21 protein-coding genes are annotated in these 18,757 nt (G+C 39.1%); 9 read left to right on the forward strand and 12 right to left on the reverse strand.

The window, feature by feature from the left end; genetic code table 11:
- Positions 1–20 precede the first annotated feature (20 nt).
- From P1K33_RS05730 to P1K33_RS05745, 4 genes are all read right to left on the reverse strand, one after another.
- On the reverse strand, positions 21–1,442 hold the full coding sequence (locus tag P1K33_RS05730; RefSeq protein ID WP_284651938.1) for a CCA tRNA nucleotidyltransferase: 1,422 nt from the start codon (positions 1,440–1,442) through the stop codon (positions 21–23).
- 88 nt (positions 1,443–1,530) lie between these two features.
- Positions 1,531–2,100 carry an L-threonylcarbamoyladenylate synthase gene (locus tag P1K33_RS05735; RefSeq protein WP_284651939.1) on the reverse strand — a complete coding sequence of 190 codons (570 nt, stop codon included), beginning with the start codon at positions 2,098–2,100 and terminating at the stop codon, positions 1,531–1,533.
- A 3-nt stretch (positions 2,101–2,103) separates the two neighbouring features.
- A complete protein-coding gene (locus P1K33_RS05740) occupies positions 2,104–2,955 on the reverse strand; it encodes a glycosyltransferase (RefSeq protein WP_284651940.1) in 852 nt (283 codons plus the stop codon).
- A 2-nt stretch (positions 2,956–2,957) separates the two neighbouring features.
- Positions 2,958–3,872, reverse strand: a complete 915-nt coding sequence (locus tag P1K33_RS05745) for a polysaccharide pyruvyl transferase family protein (protein WP_284651941.1) — start codon at positions 3,870–3,872, stop codon at positions 2,958–2,960.
- A 147-nt stretch (positions 3,873–4,019) separates the two neighbouring features.
- Here P1K33_RS05745 and P1K33_RS05750 point away from each other — a divergent pair, with 147 nt between their 5' ends.
- From P1K33_RS05750 to P1K33_RS05760, 3 genes are read left to right on the forward strand one after another with little or no spacing between them, the layout of a single operon-like run.
- Positions 4,020–4,838 carry a glycosyltransferase family 2 protein gene (locus P1K33_RS05750; protein WP_284651943.1) on the forward strand — a complete coding sequence of 273 codons (819 nt, stop codon included), beginning with the start codon at positions 4,020–4,022 and terminating at the stop codon, positions 4,836–4,838.
- 27 nt (positions 4,839–4,865) lie between these two features.
- Positions 4,866–5,684, forward strand: coding sequence for a glycosyltransferase family 2 protein (locus P1K33_RS05755; protein ID WP_284651944.1), 819 nt, complete (start codon positions 4,866–4,868; stop codon positions 5,682–5,684).
- 3 nt (positions 5,685–5,687) lie between these two features.
- Entirely contained in the window at positions 5,688–6,632 is a 945-nt protein-coding gene (locus P1K33_RS05760) for an NAD-dependent epimerase/dehydratase family protein (RefSeq protein ID WP_284651946.1), read from the forward strand.
- Here the strand turns inward: P1K33_RS05760 and P1K33_RS05765 are convergent.
- Entirely contained in the window at positions 6,622–7,671 is a 1,050-nt protein-coding gene (locus P1K33_RS05765) for a glycosyltransferase family 9 protein (RefSeq protein WP_284651947.1), read from the reverse strand. The two genes, P1K33_RS05760 and P1K33_RS05765, sit on opposite strands and share 11 nt — an antisense overlap.
- Positions 7,672–7,687: 16 nt before the next feature.
- Positions 7,688–8,503, reverse strand: a complete 816-nt coding sequence (locus tag P1K33_RS05770; RefSeq protein ID WP_284651948.1) for a 2,3,4,5-tetrahydropyridine-2,6-dicarboxylate N-succinyltransferase — start codon at positions 8,501–8,503, stop codon at positions 7,688–7,690.
- A gap of 157 nt (positions 8,504–8,660) precedes the next feature.
- Here P1K33_RS05770 and P1K33_RS05775 point away from each other — a divergent pair, with 157 nt between their 5' ends.
- From P1K33_RS05775 to P1K33_RS05800, 6 genes are all read left to right on the forward strand, one after another.
- Positions 8,661–9,569, forward strand: coding sequence for a copper resistance protein NlpE N-terminal domain-containing protein (locus P1K33_RS05775; RefSeq protein WP_284651949.1), 909 nt, complete (start codon positions 8,661–8,663; stop codon positions 9,567–9,569).
- A gap of 6 nt (positions 9,570–9,575) precedes the next feature.
- Positions 9,576–9,992, forward strand: coding sequence for a Holliday junction resolvase RuvX (gene ruvX / locus P1K33_RS05780; protein WP_284651950.1), 417 nt, complete (start codon positions 9,576–9,578; stop codon positions 9,990–9,992).
- A 30-nt stretch (positions 9,993–10,022) separates the two neighbouring features.
- Positions 10,023–10,610 (forward strand): peptide deformylase, encoded by a 588-nt coding sequence (gene def / locus P1K33_RS05785; protein WP_284651951.1) that lies wholly within the window; start codon positions 10,023–10,025, stop codon positions 10,608–10,610.
- Between the two features lie 57 nt (positions 10,611–10,667).
- On the forward strand, positions 10,668–11,150 hold the full coding sequence (locus P1K33_RS05790) for a DUF5606 family protein (protein ID WP_284651952.1): 483 nt from the start codon (positions 10,668–10,670) through the stop codon (positions 11,148–11,150).
- 113 nt (positions 11,151–11,263) lie between these two features.
- Positions 11,264–12,037: a nucleoside triphosphate pyrophosphohydrolase gene (gene mazG, locus P1K33_RS05795; protein WP_284651953.1), complete on the forward strand. Its 774-nt coding sequence runs from the start codon at positions 11,264–11,266 to the stop codon at positions 12,035–12,037.
- A gap of 79 nt (positions 12,038–12,116) precedes the next feature.
- Complete coding sequence (locus P1K33_RS05800; RefSeq protein ID WP_284651954.1) at positions 12,117–13,565, forward strand: APC family permease; 1,449 nt, start codon at positions 12,117–12,119, stop codon at positions 13,563–13,565.
- A 51-nt stretch (positions 13,566–13,616) separates the two neighbouring features.
- Here P1K33_RS05800 and P1K33_RS05805 read toward each other — a convergent pair whose 3' ends face one another.
- From P1K33_RS05805 to rluF, 6 genes are read right to left on the reverse strand one after another with little or no spacing between them, the layout of a single operon-like run.
- Positions 13,617–14,813: a peptidylprolyl isomerase gene (locus P1K33_RS05805; protein WP_284651956.1), complete on the reverse strand. Its 1,197-nt coding sequence runs from the start codon at positions 14,811–14,813 to the stop codon at positions 13,617–13,619.
- A gap of 26 nt (positions 14,814–14,839) precedes the next feature.
- Positions 14,840–15,883 carry a peptidylprolyl isomerase gene (locus tag P1K33_RS05810; RefSeq protein WP_284651957.1) on the reverse strand — a complete coding sequence of 348 codons (1,044 nt, stop codon included), beginning with the start codon at positions 15,881–15,883 and terminating at the stop codon, positions 14,840–14,842.
- A 12-nt stretch (positions 15,884–15,895) separates the two neighbouring features.
- Complete coding sequence (gene gldI / locus P1K33_RS05815) at positions 15,896–16,459, reverse strand: gliding motility-associated peptidyl-prolyl isomerase GldI (RefSeq protein ID WP_284651958.1); 564 nt, start codon at positions 16,457–16,459, stop codon at positions 15,896–15,898.
- 3 nt (positions 16,460–16,462) lie between these two features.
- Positions 16,463–17,467, reverse strand: a complete 1,005-nt coding sequence (locus tag P1K33_RS05820; RefSeq protein WP_284651959.1) for a DHH family phosphoesterase — start codon at positions 17,465–17,467, stop codon at positions 16,463–16,465.
- A 36-nt stretch (positions 17,468–17,503) separates the two neighbouring features.
- Positions 17,504–17,875 carry a fluoride efflux transporter CrcB gene (gene crcB, locus P1K33_RS05825; RefSeq protein ID WP_284651960.1) on the reverse strand — a complete coding sequence of 124 codons (372 nt, stop codon included), beginning with the start codon at positions 17,873–17,875 and terminating at the stop codon, positions 17,504–17,506.
- Positions 17,876–18,649: a 23S rRNA pseudouridine(2604) synthase RluF gene (rluF, locus tag P1K33_RS05830; RefSeq protein ID WP_284651961.1), complete on the reverse strand. Its 774-nt coding sequence runs from the start codon at positions 18,647–18,649 to the stop codon at positions 17,876–17,878.
- Positions 18,650–18,757: the final 108 nt, after the last annotated feature.

An 18,757-nucleotide genomic window follows, 5' to 3' on the forward strand; every position in this document is an offset into this window, starting at 1 on the left:
CAAATTGCTTCATTTTCAAATTAGTTAGCCACTTTCTTCAACCCCATTTTCTCGGCTTTCGCCAAAACAAAATCATACGCAGCTTGGTACTCATTCGGGATTTCGCCTTCGAGTATTGCTTCTTTTACCGCTTCTTTCAAAACCCCAATTTCTCTTGAAGGCTGTAAGTTGAACATCGCCATGATTTCCTCACCTGAAATTGGCGGTTGGAATTGACGCACATGATCGCGCTCTTCCACCTCAATGATTTTGCGACGCACAATATCAAAATTGTTGTGGTATTTTTTGAATTTGGCCGGATTCTTAGTCGTAATATCGGCTTCGCAAAGGGTCATTAAATTGTCTACATCTTCTCCGGCATCAAACACTAATCGACGCACAGCCGAATCGGTTACAATATCTTCCGACAATACAATCGGGCGCGAACTCAGCATCACCATTTTCTGCACGAATTTCATTTTTTGGTTCAATGGCATGTGCAATCTTTCAAAGATTTTCTTTACCATTTTGCCTCCTAAGAATTCGTGTCCGTGAAACGTCCAGCCTTGTTTTTTATTGAAACGTTTCGTCGGCGCTTTACCAATGTCGTGTAATAAAGCAGCCCAGCGCAACCAAACATCGTCAGTATTCGGGCAAATATTATCTACAACTTCCAGCGTGTGGTAGAAGTTGTTTTTATGGGTATGGCCTTCGATTTCCTCTACGTTGTTGAGCGCTGTCAATTCGGGCAGAATGAACTCGAGTAAGCCTGTTTTGTATAAATGTAAAAAACCAATCGATGGTTTTGGAGTTGAGAGAATTTTGTTCAATTCGTCCACAATCCGCTCGCCAGAAATGATTTTGATACGGTCTTTGTTATCGGCAATCGCCTGCAAAGATTTTGCTTCAATCGTAAAGTTCAATTGCGTTGCAAAACGAATCGCACGCATCATTCGCAACGGATCATCAGAATAGGTAATATCCGGATTTAAAGGCGTTTTGATGAGCTTGTTTTTCATGTCAGTCAAACCATCAAAAGGATCAACCAATTCACCATAATTATGAGCATTCAAAGAAAAAGCCAACGCATTGATGGTAAAGTCACGACGATTTTGGTCGTCTTCCAACGTGCCGTTTTCTACTAAAGGATTTCGGCTGTCTTGGGTGTAACTTTCTTTTCGGGCGCCCACAAATTCAATATCGATTTCCTTGTAGCGCAGCATAGCCGTACCATAGTTTTTGAAAACCTGCACTTTGGGTTTGTGTGGCAACAATTGGGAAACTTTCAGCGCTAAATCAATCCCGGAACCAACAGCAACGATATCAATGTCTTTTTTGAAATCGCGTTGCAACAAAAAATCACGCACAAAGCCGCCAATCACATAACTTTCAAGGTTAAGTTCCTGACTTGCCTGCGCTATAATTTTAAATATTGGGTTGTCTAAGGCTTTATTGTAATTCATACATTAATTTGAAGATTTGAGGATTTGAGGATTTGAAGATGCAATAATTAATTTTCAAATTATCTCATTTTCAAATTTTCAAATCAAATCATTTGCGAATAATTTTCACCTGACTATCGCTTGTTAGTTTGATAATCGTGGATGGTTTATCGCAGATTTTTTCGTGCTGCAAATTTACTACATAGTCCACACCATTTATAATTTCGGGGCTAATTTCTTTAAAAGATTTTGGCGTAAACATGCCTGAAATATTAGCTGAGGTCGAAACCAATGGTCTTTTCATGCGTTCCATCAATTTGAAACAAAATGGTTCTTTCACGATACGCACGCCAAGGGTTTTGTCTTCTGCGATGATATTCGCGGCGACATTTCTCGGATTGTCCAGGATTAAGGTCGTTGGTTTTTCGGATAAATCCAAAATTTGCCAAGCCACTTCCGGGATTTCTTTGAAAACATTGTACATCATTTTTTCGCCATTCATCAAGACAATCATGCTTTTGGTTTCTTCGCGTTGTTTCAAAGCGTAGATTTTCTTCACGGCTTCTACATTGGTAGCATCACAGCCGATTCCCCATACCGTATCGGTAGGATAGAGGATGATGCCGCCATTTTGGATGACTTCAAAGGCTTTGTGTACTTCTGCATTGATATCACTCATGGTTTATTTGATTTTGTAAACACCAAAGAATCTTTTGAAACTCTTGCTGATGACTTTATACTTGACAATAATTTTGTTTTTCCAGCTTAATTTCAGCCATTTGCTGTGTGGCAGCAATTCGTTTTTGATTAGCTCATTGGCTTCTTCCGAAAGGATAAAATCAACTTTAAGTTTGTCCCATTTTACATTGTCATAACCGTTGAAATTGTTGACTTTGTTCTTTTCATGAATGACTGCAATCCACAATCTTTTATGGGTGACCTGTTTGATGCGGGTTTCCTTTTTCCACATGTTGTGGTGGTAAAACCAAATGGTTTTCGGGTCGTCATTTTTTTCAATCAAACTCATAAACGGATTGAAAATGTGCTCTTTTTTGCCCAACATGACCGTTGGTCGAATTTGCAGCGAATAGCCTTTGATAATATCCAAAACCAGATACTCCTGTTGGTTAAACTGCAACTGGATTTCGTTGATAAAATCCTTGTGTACCGCATCATCATTGTCGATTCGTGACGTGATGAGATAAGGTTTAGGATTTGGAATGGCTTTGATGTAATTTTTTAACTCATCATAAAACGCAGGCATTCCATCGATATAAAACACTTTGAAATTGGGTTGGTTTTGAATCAACTCTGTCATTCTGATTTTATATTTCTCCGGAGTAGTAACATCAAAATACAGCAACCATTCAAAATCCTGGTTGGTTTGTGCCACGATGCCCGGAAAACAGAAGTTCTCGAAAAACCACATGCGTTCTTCCATCCAATCGTCGGTGAGCAGTTTTTCGTTGTTTTTGGTTACGTCCCATTCCGGATTCCTAAGGTTGAAACGGGTAACTAAAAGGTGATGGAACATATTTACAGGTTTAAATAATCAAATGCTTTTTCGGCAAATTTCAAATTGGTTTCGCGACAGTCTTCCAAAACACCGGTATAGGATTGTACTTTCTTCAAATCGGCTTCAAAGTTCGAGAAAGTCGAAATCACCGGTTGGTATTTGAAATTGTAAAACTTAGAAGAATTGGGAAACACCATGACTTTTTTGCCCAACATCAGCGACCAATACATGGCGTGGTAACTGTCGGTCAAAATCGTATCGGTTTCGCCAATGAATTGCACTACATCTTCAAAAACCGCATTGTTGGCAGTGGATGGAAATTGCTCAAACTTCTTCAAAACGCTTTTATCGTTCAGCGTTTTCTTGTGGAAAATCATCCCGATTTCGTTTTTCACTTCGTGCTTTTCGTCAAATATCGGATGCAGGCAACTCACACACGGCACCCATTCTTCTTTCATACCATAATCGCGAACGCCAACCAAGCCGAATTTAGAAGTATCGACATTGTATTTCGAGATTTTCCCGTAAGTGCTTTTTTCTTTTGCATTATGACCTAATCCCCAAAGCACGGTTTTCTTTCCTTTGTCGCCCAATTGCTCAAACATTTTCATCTGCAAATCAAAACCTTCGCGGTTTAACAATCCGCCACCGCCTATGATTAAGGAGTTTTTAGTGATTTTCTCAAACCAATTGTCTCTCGTAGCTTCATCTCTTTTGTAATCAAAAATGTCCAGGTGTTTGCCTTTTAATTGTTCAAAATAATGGTGAACGCCACAATAATAATCGCCAATGTTCGTCGGGTCATAGCGATGCAAATTAATCACATCGATATTTTCCTGAGTGGGATTTTTAAGAATTCGATTGATGACTTCTTTTTTACGAGCAGAGCGATTGAAATGGGATAATTTATTTAAAAGGAAATCAGATAGAGACATATGCCGAATAAATTTCGGTAAAAATAATCAATTTGTTTGAGTCTAAAAGCCAAATGGTTACTTTTACGAACAATATTGCTTTAAAAAATATCCCAAAAAACCGATGGATGTTGCCCAAAAAAGTGTAATTTCCATTTTTATATTTACATGAAATTATCAGTTATTATTACAACTTACAACTCGGAAGAATGGTTGCGCAAAGTACTTTTGGGCTTCACTGTTCAAACCGAAAAAGACTTTGAAGTTGTAATTGCTGATGATGGTTCGACAACCAAAACCGCTGAGGTCATCGCCGCTTTCCAAGGTCAATTCCAATACCCGATTGTGCATGTTTGGCATGAAGACAAAGGTTTCCGAAAGTCGAGAATCCTGAACAAAGCCATATTAAAATCCAGTTCCGATTATTTGCTTTTTACCGATGGAGATTGCATTCCGCGAAAGGATTATGTGGCCGTCCATGTCAACGAAAAACAGGAAGGTTATTTTCTTTCCGGAGGTTATTTTAAGTTGCCGATGAGTATTTCAACTGCGATTTCGGAGGATGATATTTTAAGCCAAAAATGTTTTGAGATTTCTTGGCTACTCAAACAAGGACTGAAAGCCAATTTTAAAGTTTCCAAACTCACACACAACAGATACATAGCGGCTTTTATGAATTGGCTTACGCCAACCAAACGCTCGTGGAACGGACACAATTCGTCGGGTTACAAGCAAGATATTCTGGATGTCAACGGTTTCAACGAAGAAATGGATTATGGCGGCATGGATAGGGAATTGGGCGAAAGAATGTTCAACAACGGAATGTTGTCTAAACAGATTCGGTATAGTGCGATTTGCCTGCATTTGGATCATACACGGGGCTATGCCAATGAAGAAAAAATAAGGCACAACATGGAAATCCGACGTTATAATAGAAAGCACAATGTAATCCGAATCGAGAATGGGATTGATAAATTGAAAATATAATTACCTTTGCAACATAATTATCACCATATGAAAATATCAGTTATCGTTAGTACTTACAATGCCGAAGAATGGTTGGAAAAAGTATTGATTGGCTACAGCGTTCAGACTTACAAAGATTTTGAATTGATTATTGCCGACGATGGATCAAGACCTTCAACCAAGGAATTGATTGATAGTTATGCCAAAAATTATCCGGTTCCGGTGCGTCATTTGTGGCACGCGGATGAAGGATACCGCCGTCAGGAAATCCTAAATGTGGCGATTATGGAAGCGTCTCACGAGTACATTTTGATGACCGATGGTGATTGTATTCCTAGAAAGGATTTTGTCGAAATCCATGCGAAATATGCTGAAAAAGGAAGATTCCTTTCCGGTGGTTACTGCAAATTATCGATGAAACTGAGTTCGGAAATTTCCAAAGACGATATATTATCAGGAAGATGTTTTAATTTGAAATGGCTAAAAAGCATTGACAAATTGAACCTTTCCAACAAACTGAAAATCGGTGCCACTGATTTATCGGCTAATATTTTAGATTTCTTTTCACCAACCAATGCGTCATTCAACAACTGTAATTCTTCGGGATTCAGGGAAGATATGATTGCAATTAACGGTTATGACGAACGCATGAAATACGGCGGTCCGGATAGGGAATTTGGGGAACGTTTGGAAAATAATGGTATCAAAGGAAAACAAATCCGCCACAAAGCCATAGTTTTACATTTAGATCACCCAAGAGGTTACAAAACGCCCGAGTCTTTGGCAGCCAACTTGGCGATTCGAAAAGAAGTAAAAGACAAAAAAATAGTTTGGACACCTTTTGGTATCAAAAAAGAGAATCAATAGTTCATGAGGATATTAGTCACCGGAGCAGCAGGTTTTATTGCGTCACATCTTTGTGAAAAACTGCATGATTTAGGACATGAAGTGGTTGGATTGGATAATTTCAATGATTATTACAGTCCGGCGCTAAAACGTTTAAATGCTTCCGATTTGAAAGCCAAAGGCATTGCAGTCTTCGAAATTGATTTGAATGACGATTTGACTTCGGTTTTTGAAAGACCTTATGATTATATCTATCACTTAGCGGCACAACCCGGAATTTCTGCCGAAACACCTTTGAGCGATTATGTGACCAATAATATTTTTGCGACGCAAAATCTACTCGATGCCGTTCAAAAATACAATCCGAAACTGAAATCCTTTGTCAATATTGCAACGTCTTCCGTTTATGGATTGGTGGCCAATGTTGATGAAAACGTTCCGGCCAAACCGATTTCTTTTTACGGCAGTACCAAATTGGCCGCAGAACAATTGGTTTTAGGTTTGCAACGCTTGGGCAAATTAAATGCCTGTTCGATTCGATTGTATTCCGTTTACGGACCAAGAGAACGTCCGGAAAAATTATACACCAAACTGATTGAAAACCTTTATGCCGACAAGCCTTTTCCACTTTTTGAAGGCAGCGTAAAGCATGAAAGAAGTTTTACTTTCGTGGGTGATATTGTGGATGGATTATCCGCTATCATTGGCAAAGAAGACATCGTGAATGGAGAAATCATCAATTTAGGTACAGACGAAGTGCATACTACACAGGAAGGCATCAATTTGGTGGAACAAATCATGAACAAAACCTTGATTATCGACCACAAACCGGCGCGTAAAGGTGATCAGGAACGAACTTCTGCGGTGATTGATAAAGCCCGAAAACTATTGGGCTACGAACCCAAAGTCACCTTCAAAAAAGGTTTGGAGCAACAAGTACAATGGTATTTGGATAAGTTTACTTCGTAATTCGGTTTACAAAAGCAATCAATTTTTCAGCAAACAATTCCGGTTTTAATTTTTCGTACCATTCAAAGGCCAGTGCTTTGTAGTTTTTGGCATGTTTTTGATACAATTCCGGCTCATAATCGCTCAGGTGAACGATGTCATAGAAACCGGTTTCTTCCTTGATATTCCACGAAGTTCGGTTGATCCACGGCGCGTAAATCGTAAAAGTTGGGATGTTTAGGGCTTTCGCCATATTGGTCGCGCCGCCTTCGTTACCAATCAAAGCATCACATTGCGATTGAAGCGCAATAAAATCCCTTAAGCTTTTGGCATAAAAATCTAAGTTGATTTTCTCCTGAGTAGATTTGGCACACAAATCATAAATCGCTTTGACTTCTTCCAACTGATTGGGCATATAATTGAAAAGCAGCTGAACGTCTTTAGCATTGGCAATAATGTCCAACGTTTCCGCCATATATTTTGGTGGCAAACTTTTGTTCTTTCCACTGCCGAGAATCCCAATCATAAAAATCGGTTTTGAAGTATCGCAATTGGCCTTGATGTCTGCTTTGGCTTTGTCAATTTCTTCTTGTCGCAAATGAATCTGCGGATAAATCATTTCCACTTCCTTACCCAAAGCGGTTTTGGAAAGCAACAATCGATACGCATTCGCCGTCGCATTGCAGTCGGCATCGGGAACTACGGTTTTGGTGTAGAAAAATGTCGTGTACCATTTGTAATGCCCAACAATAGTTTTGGCACCCGAAAAATAAGCCGGCAGAATACTGTCCCATTTACAATACGCATCAATGACAATATCGTAATGGTCTTTTTTGAGTTCCTGACCAAATTGGTACAGATTCCTAAAACCTTTGTGTTCCTCGGGTTCAAAGAAAATCACCTTGTCAATAAACGGATTGTTATCGACTACGGCAAAAGTATTTTTCTGAATCAGATAATGCACTTCGGCTTCGGGATGGTTCCTTTTGATGGTCTCACAAATGACAGTACTGGCCAACACGTCGCCAATCATCTTGATTTGAATTACCAGTACTTTCATCTGTCAATATTAAGGATTAAACCGCAACGTCATATTCTCTCAACGCATTGTTAAGTGACGTTTTCAAATCGGTTGAAGGTTTACGGGTTCCAATGATTAAGGCACACGGTACTTGGTAATCGCCGGCAGCAAATGATTTAGTATAACTTCCAGGAATGACTACCGAACGCGCAGGAACAAATCCTTTGTATTCTTTTGGTTCATCACCGGTAACATCAATAATTTTAGTAGAAGCGGTCAAACACACATTCGCACCAAGTACAGCTTCCTTACCAACATGAACACCTTCTACCACAATACATCTTGAACCGATAAAAGCGCCGTCTTCAATAATAACCGGAGCGGCTTGTAACGGTTCTAAAACACCGCCGATTCCAACACCACCCGAAAGGTGAACATCTTTCCCGATTTGGGCACAACTTCCAACCGTCGCCCAGGTATCAACCATCGTTCCTTCATCAACATAAGCACCGATGTTGACATAACTTGGCATTAAAATCACACCTTTAGAAATATAAGCGCCATAACGGGCTGTGGCCGGTGGCACCACGCGGATGCCTTTTTCGGCATAACCGGTTTTTAGTAGCATTTTGTCGTGGTATTCAAAAATTCCGGCTTCCCAGGTTTCCATTTTTTGGATTGGAAAATACATCACTACGGCTTTCTTTACCCATTCGTTTACTTGCCAACCATCGGTTGTTGGTTCGGCCACACGTAAAGTTCCGGCGTCTAATAAAGCGATAACTTCCCTAATGGCATTGGTAGTCGTTTCTTCTTGTAATAAAGCGCGGTTGTCCCAGGCTTTTTCAATAGTATTTTGTAGTGCTGTCATGGTTTTTAAATTTGTCACAAAGATAGTTTCATTTTATAAAGTAGCAAAGCATTTGTTTGTTGGAATAGTATATCAAAGAAATGTTAAAATCCTGCTGTGAGTTGGTAGAATAAGTAAGTTTGTCTTGACCAATTTAACATGGTGACTCTCTAAACTTATGAAGGCAAAACTTTTACTTTTCACCCTATTGTTAAGCTTTTTTATAAGCTGTCAAAAACAAACTAATGATAAGGCAACGGCCCAGGATTCTATTGCCAAAGTAGATTCGTTGAACAATGTTGCCGCACATAATGCCAAAAATTCGCTGGATTATATTGGAACCTATAAGGGCATTTTGCCTTGTGCCGATTGTGAAGGTTTGGAAACAACCATCTGTATCAATGAAAACAATACCTATAATGTCAAAACGTTGTACCAAGGGAAAGGCGATAAGATATTTGAGCAAAAAGGAAGTTTTTCCTGGAACAAAGCCGGAAACACAATTGTTCTTGATGATGTGAAAAATGGACCAAATCAATATTTTGTGGGTGAGAATACCTTGACTCAATTGACTTTAACAGGAGAAAAAATTACAGGTAATTTAGCCGCTCAATATGTATTGGCCAAACAACCAACTACTAATGCAGCCATTGAAACGACAACCGAACACAAAGAGACAGTTGATTTGAACAGCAGGATTGAAGCCCAAACGGTCATTAAAAAAGTAAATCCGGCGATTGGCAAAGCGACTTTGGCAGAAACCAAGTGGAAACTGATTACCTTAAACGGAAAAGTGGTGACGCACAAAGGAAAGAAAGAATACTTTATCAAGCTGAATTCTTCCGACGGCAGATTTGCTGCATTTGCCGGCTGTAATAATATGATGGGGAATTATGTGATGCCATCGGCTTTTGCCTTGTCTTTTACGACTGTTGGAATGACCAAAATGGCTTGTCCTAACATGGATTTGGAAACTCGTTTCTCAACCATGCTTGAAAAAGTAGATCGTTACATTTTAAAAGACAATATCCTGAAATTTAAGAAAGGGAAAACAGAAGTTTTGGCTACATTTGAGCCATCAAAATAATACCAAATGCCAAGAATTCTCGCTATCGATTATGGAATGAAACGCACCGGAATTGCGGTCACCGACGAGTTGCAAATCATTGCTTCGGGTTTGACAACAATTCCTTCTGAAACAGCGATTGCTTTTCTTGCGGCTTATTTCTCGAAAGAAAATGTGGCTAAAGTATTGATTGGCGAACCCAAGCAAATGAACGGTCAGCCATCGGAAAGCACACCAATTATTGAGAAATTTGTTGCCGATTTTACTGTTGCTTTCCCCGAAATGAAAGTGGAAAGAGTAGACGAGCGCTTTACTTCTAAAATGGCTTTCCAAACGATGATTGACAGCGGTTTGTCAAAGAAGCAAAGGCAGAATAAAGCTTTGGTGGATGAAATAGCCGCAACGATTTTGCTTCAGGATTATTTGACAAGGAAAATGATATAAATTGCTTATTTTTGCAAAAAAAATTCAGAAATGATTATTCCCATTTACGGATACGGTGAACCTGTTTTAAGAAAAGTTGGAGAGGAAATTACTCCGGATTATCCGAATTTAAAAGAGGTTATTGCCAATATGTACGACACCATGTACAATGCTTATGGTGTAGGATTGGCCGCGCCACAAGTTGGTATGGCTATCCGATTGTTTGTCATCGATACCGAACCATTTAGCGACAGCGATGATTTGAGTAAAGAAGAACAGACACTGTTGAAAAACTTCAAAAGAACTTTTATCAATGCCAAAATGCTGAAGGAAGAAGGCGAAGAATGGGGTTTTAACGAAGGTTGTTTGAGCATTCCTGATGTTCGTGAAGATGTATACCGCAACGAAAGAATCACGATTGAATACTGTGACGAAGATTTCAACAAGAAAACAGAAGTGTTTGACGGATTGATTGCCCGCGTAATCCAACACGAGTATGACCATATCGAAGGGATTTTGTTTACCGATAAAATTTCGACTTTGAAAAAAACACTGATTAAGAAAAAATTGCAAAACATCATGGACGGCAAAGCCTTTCCTGATTACAGAATGAAATTTGCCAATAAAAAAGGCAGATAATTAACATTTGAGAAATAAACATTTAAATATATTTGTGCCCTAAATTAAATTAAGACAATGAACGTAGAGAAAATATTAGCTATTGCCGGAAAACCGGGTTTATATGAATTGAAAGTGCAAACTCGTTCCGGGTTTTTAGCAGAATCACTTTTAGACGGAAAAAAAATCACCGTAGGAATGAGAAGTAATGTGAGTTTGCTTTCAGAAATTTCGATGTATACTTATAGCGAAGAAAAACCGTTAGCCGACATTATGAGAGCGATAGCCATCAAAGAAAATGAAGGTCCGGCGATTTCTCACAAAGAAGATAACCACAAGCTGATTGCCTACTTCAAAGAAATTCTACCTGATTATGATGAGGAAAGAGTGTATGCTTCTGATATTAAAAAAGTATTGAACTGGTATAATCTTCTTCAGGCTAAAGGTTTGGTTTCAAAAGAAGAACCAAAAGTGGAAAACGCTGAAACCATTAAGGAAGAAGTGGTTGAAGAGGTAAAGGCAAAGAAAGCACCCAAAAAAGCAACTAAGAAAGAAGAATAGTTAATTACTTCTTTATAAATACAAATCCTATTGTTGAAATTCAATGATAGGATTTTTTATTTTTACACTCGAGGCCTTTAGGCCGAACTGTACGAAATAACAAATCACACTTTATGAACACGCGCCAACAACAACTCGAAGCTTTCAACCGATTACTGGATATCATGGATGATTTGCGCGAAAAATGTCCCTGGGACAAAAAGCAAACCCTCGAAAGCCTTCGTCATCTGACCATTGAGGAAACCTATGAATTGGGCGACGCTATTCTGGATAATGATTTGCAGGAGATTAAAAAAGAGTTGGGCGACCTGTTGCTTCACATTGTTTTTTATGCCAAAATAGGAAGCGAAACCAATGACTTTGACATTGCCGATGTGGCGAACAGCATTTGTGATAAGTTAATCGACCGTCATCCGCATATTTATGGCGATGTAGTCGTAGCCGATGAAGAAGAAGTGAAGCAAAACTGGGAAAAACTCAAACTCAAAGAAGGCAAAAAATCGGTACTCGAAGGCGTTCCGAAAAGCTTACCGGCTTTGGTTAAAGCCAGTCGAATTCAGGACAAAGTAAAAGGCGTAGGCTTCGACTGGGAAGAACCGCATCAGGTTTGGGATAAAGTACAGGAAGAATTGAATGAACTTCAGGTTGAGGTCAACGCAGGCAATCAGGATAAAATTGAAGGTGAATTTGGCGATGTTCTGTTCTCGATGATAAACTATGCCCGATTCCTAAAAGTCAATCCCGAAGACGCTTTAGAACGCACCAATAAAAAATTCATGAAGCGATTTATGTATCTCGAAAGCAAAGCCGGTGAACTCGGCAAACCTTTAGCCGATATGACGCTTGCTGAGATGGATGTGTTTTGGGAAGAAGCGAAGAAACTTTAACTATATTTGAAAAACTAACCAACCAACACCCGAGGCGCAGCCGAATTGTATGGAGCGCAGCGGAATAAAAACCAACTTTATGTCTGAAACCAAACACCAATTACAACGTTCTTTAGGATTACTCAATGCCACCAGTATAGTTGCCGGATCCATGATAGGTTCCGGTATTTTTATTGTTACTGCCGCCATGGCACGCGATGTCGGATCGGCAGCTTGGTTGCTGGTCATTTGGCTGGTCACCGGATTGTTAACCATGTCGGCCGCTTTGAGTTATGGCGAATTGGCAGGCATGATGCCCAATGCCGGCGGACAATTTGTTTACATCCAACGCGCTTATGGTAAACTCGCTTCCTTTCTTTATGGCTGGACCGTTTTCACCGTAATCCAAACCGGAACCATTGCCGCTGTAGCTGTTGCTTTTGCCAATTATACCGCGGTTTTCTTCCCGGTTTTAGAGACCAAACTTTTTACGCTTGGCGAAAGTTATGCCTTTACCAACAAACAGGTTTTGGCGATGGCCAGTATTCTTCTGCTCACTTATATCAATACCAAAGGCATCAAAACGGGAAAAACCATCCAGTTGATGTTTACCCTGGCAAAGCTAACCGCGCTTTTTGCCTTGATTGTTTTGGGCTTGTATGTTGGAATGAAAACCAATGTGTTGTCCGATAATTTTACCAATATGTGGGAAGCCTCCAAAACGGTGTTGAATCCTGATGGTTCAATTACAGTGACACAACTTACCGGAGTGGCGCTACTTGGTGCGATGGGCGCCACGATTATTAACTCCTTATTTTCGAGTGATGCCTGGAACAATGTGACTTTTATTGCTGGTGAAATTAAGGAACCCAAAAAGAACATACCGCGTAGTTTATTCCTTGGAACCTTAATCGTGACCATCATTTATATTATGGCCAATATTGCCTATCTGGCTTTGTTGCCGATGAAAGGAACGCCGGATGCCATTGCTGTTTTTGACAACGGAATCATGTTTGCAGCTCAGGATAGAGTAGGTGCAGCTGCCGCCAATATGATACTCGGAAACATCGGTGTTTTTGTGATGGCCGGATTGATTATGGTTTCAACTTTTGGCTGTAACAGCGGATTGGTTTTGGCCGGAGGAAGAGTATTCTATGCGATGTCAAAAGAAGGTTTGTTCTTTAAAAAAGCAGGTGAATTGAATAAAAACGACGTGCCTGAAAAAGCGCTTTGGTTCCAATGTATTTGGGCTTGTTTGCTTTGTATTTCCGGGAAGTATGGTGATTTGTTGACCTATGCTACTTTTGCTTCGTTGTTATTCTATATGCTGACAACCTATGGTATTTTTATCCTGAGAAAGAAAGAACCCGATGCGGAAAGACCCTACAGGGCTTTTGGTTACCCAATCATTCCTGCGTTGTATATCATTCTGACTGCAGCCATTTGTGTGGCCTTATTGATTTACGATACCGTAAACACAGGATTAGGTTTGGTCATTGTCGCCTTAGGAATCCCGGTGTATTATCTGTTTATGAACAAAAAAGAATAAAAAAAGAGTCCCAAATTTGGGACTCTTTTTTTATATAATGTACATTGAAAATTATTTAGTCGGAGCAGTTTCTAACATTTCAATTTCGAAAATAACATTTGAATTTGGCGGAATAGCACTTCCTGCACCTCTTTCAGCCCAAGCCAATTTAGCTGGAATGAAAACCAATGCTTTGTCTCCAAAGTTCATGAAACTCAATCCTTCAATAAATCCGGCAATCAAACCATCTTTTTTGCCATAAGGGAAAGGGAAAGGTTGGTAACCGTTTTGTTTGGCTCTGTTTTCATCAAATTTCCCACACTCTTTGTTTACGCTTTCATAGCTGCTGTCAAATAGTGTTCCGTCTTCTAAATAACCGGCATAATTGATATAAACGTTTGTTCCATCAGCTGGTTTTTTATCAGTTCCTTTTTGGATGATTTTGTATCTTACTCCTGTTGGTGTTTCGGTACAAGTTGGTTTTGTCTCAGTAAAATATTTTGCTTTTGCAGCGAATACCGGAGCATATTTTGCTTTGTATTCAGCTTGTTTTGCCGCTTCAGCTTCCGCTTGTTTTTTTCTGCTTTCTGCAAGAGCAGCAGCTTCTTTAGCATCATCACCGGCTTTGTTGGCCATATAGTCTGCAAAAGTTTTGGCAGCATCAAATTTTTTGGCTTCAGCACCAATTCTGTTGATGGTTATTTTCTTGATGATATCATCTTGTTTGATAGCATTTACGACATCCTGACCTTTGGTTACATAACCAAAGATGGTGTGCTTTCCGTTTAACCAAGAAGTTTCTTTATGTGTGATGAAAAATTGGGAACCATTGGTTTTTGGTCCTGAATTGGCCATAGCCAAAATACCGGCTTTGTTAAAAACGGCATCAGTGAATTCATCTTTAAAAGCATAACCCGGGCCACCTGAACCATTTCCGGCAGGATCACCACCCTGAATCATAAAGTCGGCAATTACCCTGTGGAATTTTAATCCGTCATAAAAAGGCTTTCCTTTTAAATTAGCATCAACAACAGAAGCATTTGTTCCTTCTGCCAGAGAGATAAAATTGGCAACGGTAATTGGGGTTCTTTTATAATCCAACTGAATCAGGATTTCACCTTTGTCAGTATCAATTTTGGCAAAAATTCCTTCTGTAGTACTGCTTGTTGAAGGTTTGCTGTCCGCAGCGGCTGTTTTTTTCTTGGTTTGTGCTATGCCACTTGTCAATCCCATAACAAGTAAGCAAAGAATACTAAATTTTATTTTCATTGTTCTAATTGATTTGTTATTATTATTTATTTTAAAATTTCAATTTCAAAAACCATGTTAGCATTAGGCGGAATCACTCTTCCGGCGCCTTGTTCACCATAAGCCAAATCTGATGGGATGAAAAGTATGGCCTTTTCACCCGCTTTCAATTGTTGTATCCCTTCAATCATCCCGGGAATAAGTTGGTTTGCACCACCAACATTGTAAGTCAACCTTGAATATCCGTTTTGCATTGCTCTTCGTTCGTCAAAAATTCCATGTTGTTTGGCAACTTCAGGTTCACTGGTATCAACAAGTGTTCCATCTTCTAAAAAGCCTGAATAGATAACCGTTAATTTACTTCCTTGTTTAGGACTTTCTGAAGTAGAAGTCTGAGTAATTTTATAAGCAACTCCCGATGGTAACTTTATGGCCGCCTTTTTTATATCGTTAAAAGCATTTGTTTTTTGGTCTTTTGCAGATTTTTGTTTTTTGAAATAATCAGAAAAAACCTGAACGGCATCAAACTTTTTGACATCTTCACCTTTTCTGATAATGGTTACCGCAATCATTTCATCGTTTTTTTCAATTTTATTGACCACGTCCATACCTTCAGCCACACGACCAAAAATACTATAACCACCATCTAATTGTGGTGTTGCTTTTAAAGTAATATAAAATTGACATCCATTAGTGTCAGGTCCCGAATTGGCCATAGCCAAAATACCAGCCTTATCATGTTTTAAAGTACTGATTTCATTTTTAAAAATATAACCCGGATCGCCTGAGCCATTCCCGTAAGGATCTCCGCCCTGAATCACAAAACCTGGTTCAACGCGGTGGAAAATCGTACCGTCATAAAAAGGTTTTCCTTTTAAATCATCCATCACAAAAGGATTGTTTCCTTCGGCTAAGGTTACAAAATTAGCCACCGTAACCGGTGCTTTTTTATAGTCAAGCCGCAAAAGGATGATTCCTTTTGTAGTTTCAATTTCGGCATACAAACCGTCTTTTAAATTTTTGTGTTCTTCTTTACAAGAGCTTACCATAATAGATAAAGCCAATACAAAAAGACTGATTGTTTTTTTCATTTGGAGTAATAATTAATTTTCGGTTTTTATTTTGGTTTCTGGTTTAAAATCGTGTAGCGTTACGGTACAAATCAAAGGCACATTGGAACCAATTCTTTTGTTGTCACCGTGATAGCCATAAGCCATGTGTGATGGAAACAGGAAAGTTACTTTTTCATTTTTGTGCATTAACTTAATGCCATGACGCAATCCCATCATGATGTTTTGCTTGTCGACCACATAAGTTTGCGGACGCAATTCCACTTCAGAATAGACAACATTGCCTTTCAAATCTTTAATTTCGTAGTCAAAATTGGCCACGTCGCCTTTTTTAGGTCGAAGCGTATCGGTTTCATTTTTGGTTTCATAATGGTACCAATAGCCTTTTTTGGAAGCGATGTATTTTATCTGCGGATTGCTTTTGATGATTGAATCAATTTTAGCTTCTTCTCCGGCAATCATTTTCTTATTGCGCTCAATGGATTCTTTCATAAAAGTTCCTGATGAACGGGAAATCGGCATGCGCGCTTGTTGTTGTTTGCAACTCATCAGGGTTACAAAAACTATTAGTAAAGCAATTTGGGTGATCTTTTTCATGTACTAAATAGTTATTTTCGAAATTAAGTTTTCAAATTTTTTGATGGTTTCTTTCATACTTTCATATGATTTTCCTCCGGCAGCATTAATATGACCGCCACCGTTGAAATGGTCTCTTGCAAATTGATTCACATCAAAATTTCCTTGTGAACGGAACGAGATTTTAATAATGTTTTCATCTCTGTGTTCAATAAAAATGGCTGCAAAATGTATGCCTTTAATAGTCAAACCATAATTTACTACACCTTCGGTGTCGCCTTTTTCATAATGGAACTCGTCCAATTCCTTCTGAGAAAGCGTGATATATGATGTTTTATATTCGGGGAACACTTTCATGTTTTGTAAAGCTCTTCCCAAAAGCTGCAAACGGTTGTATGAGTTGTTGTCAAAAAGCTGATTGTGTATCTCACTGTTGTCAATGCCCAAATCAATCAGTTCGGCCACAATTCTATGTGTTGTTCCGGTGGTTGACGGAAAACGAAATGATCCAGAATCCGTCGCGATTCCGGTATATATGCAACTTGCAATGGTTGTATCAATCAGGTCTTTTTTACCTAAAAATGAAATGAAATTGTAAATCATCTCACAGGTTGAGCCAAAAACCGTATCCGAATAAGTATAAGTCGCAAAAGTATCCGGTTTTTGATGATGGTCAATCATAATCATCGGAGCGGTCACTTTGCTCAAAACCTGTTCCATTTCACCGGTTCTGTGCAATGCATTAAAATCCAAAGTGAAAACAATTTCAGATTCCTGGATTATTTTACTGCATTTTTCTTTGTCGTTTTCATAAACCAATACCGTTTCAGAACTTGGCAGCCAAGCCAGAAAATTGGGAAATTCATTCGGTGAAATCACTATGGGCTGATGGTTCATCTTTAACAGGAAATGATACAATGCTAAAGTAGAACCCATGGCATCTCCATCTGGACTTCGGTGTGGAATTATCGCAATTCTTTTTGGCGTCGCCAATAATTGTTGAATGGCAAAAATGTCTTCTTTTTTCATAGATGGCGAAGTTACATTTTTTTCAGGAAATGGAAATTATTTGGATACAAAAAGTCCGAACCAAACCGCAAAAAGTCCGAGAAGAATGCTCAAACCGATATAAGCAAAAGCCAAAAGTGAATTGTTGTTTTGAAACAGCGTATAATTTTCCATGCCAAAAGTAGAAAAAGTCGTATAGCCGCCACAAAATCCGGTGACTAAGAACCACTTCAGGTTGCTGTCAGTCAGTTGGTTTTTTTCTAGAATTCCAATGAATAATCCAATCAGAAAACAGCCAACAATATTCGCTAAGAATGTCGCCAACGGAAAATGATTCGACCAGAATTTGGATACCAAAACCGTAGTCAAAAAACGCAGAACACTTCCGATGGCACCGCCTAAAGCAATATATAAAATGGTTTTAAGCATTTAGTCTCTTTTGTTGATTCTTCGGGTAATTTTTTCCTTAGGTAAACTCGCTTCTTCGGTTTTGCTTGAAGGCTCGATCAATTTGTTCAGTTGCTTGATTTCATTATCGGTTAAATCGCGATAGCGGCCAACATGGACATCGAGGGAAATATTGATGATTCGCGTTCTTTTCAATGCGGTTACTTCGTAACCCAAATATTCACACATCCTGCGGATTTGACGGTTCAAACCTTGGGTCAGAATGATTTTGAAAACATATTTACTGATTTGCTCGACTTTGCATTTTCGGGTAACGGTATCCAAAATCGGAATGCCATTGCCCATGCGTTCGATAAATCTGTCGGTAATTGGACGGTTAACGGTTACGATATATTCTTTCTCGTGATTGTTTCTTGCCCGAAGGATTTTGTTGACAATATCACCGTCATTGGTCATAAAAATCAAGCCTTCACTGGCTTTGTCCAAACGCCCGATAGGAAAAATGCGTTTCGGATAATTGATATAATCCACAATGTTGTCGCGTACATTCTGGTTGGTAGTGCATTCAATGCCAACCGGTTTGTAGAAAGCCAAATAGACCGGTTTTTCGGTTTTTTCGCGTATGAGTTTGCCATCGACACGTATTTCATCGTCAGCAGAAACCTTAGTTCCCATTTCCGGAACGATGCCATTAATGGTAATTCTGCCTTGTTCCAATAATTTATCGGCTTCGCGTCGCGAGCAAAACCCACTTTCGGAGAGGAATTTATTAATACGGGTTTGATTGACTTCCATTTGGCAAATATAAAACAATTTAGCGATTGAAAGTTCTTGATAAGATGTTCAAAAGTTAGCCTTAAAAAGCGTTAAAAAAGGTTTGTAGGTATTAAGTTTTTGTTATTT

The organism is Flavobacterium terrisoli (assembly GCF_030167905.1).
Classification (GTDB): domain Bacteria; phylum Bacteroidota; class Bacteroidia; order Flavobacteriales; family Flavobacteriaceae; genus Flavobacterium; species Flavobacterium terrisoli.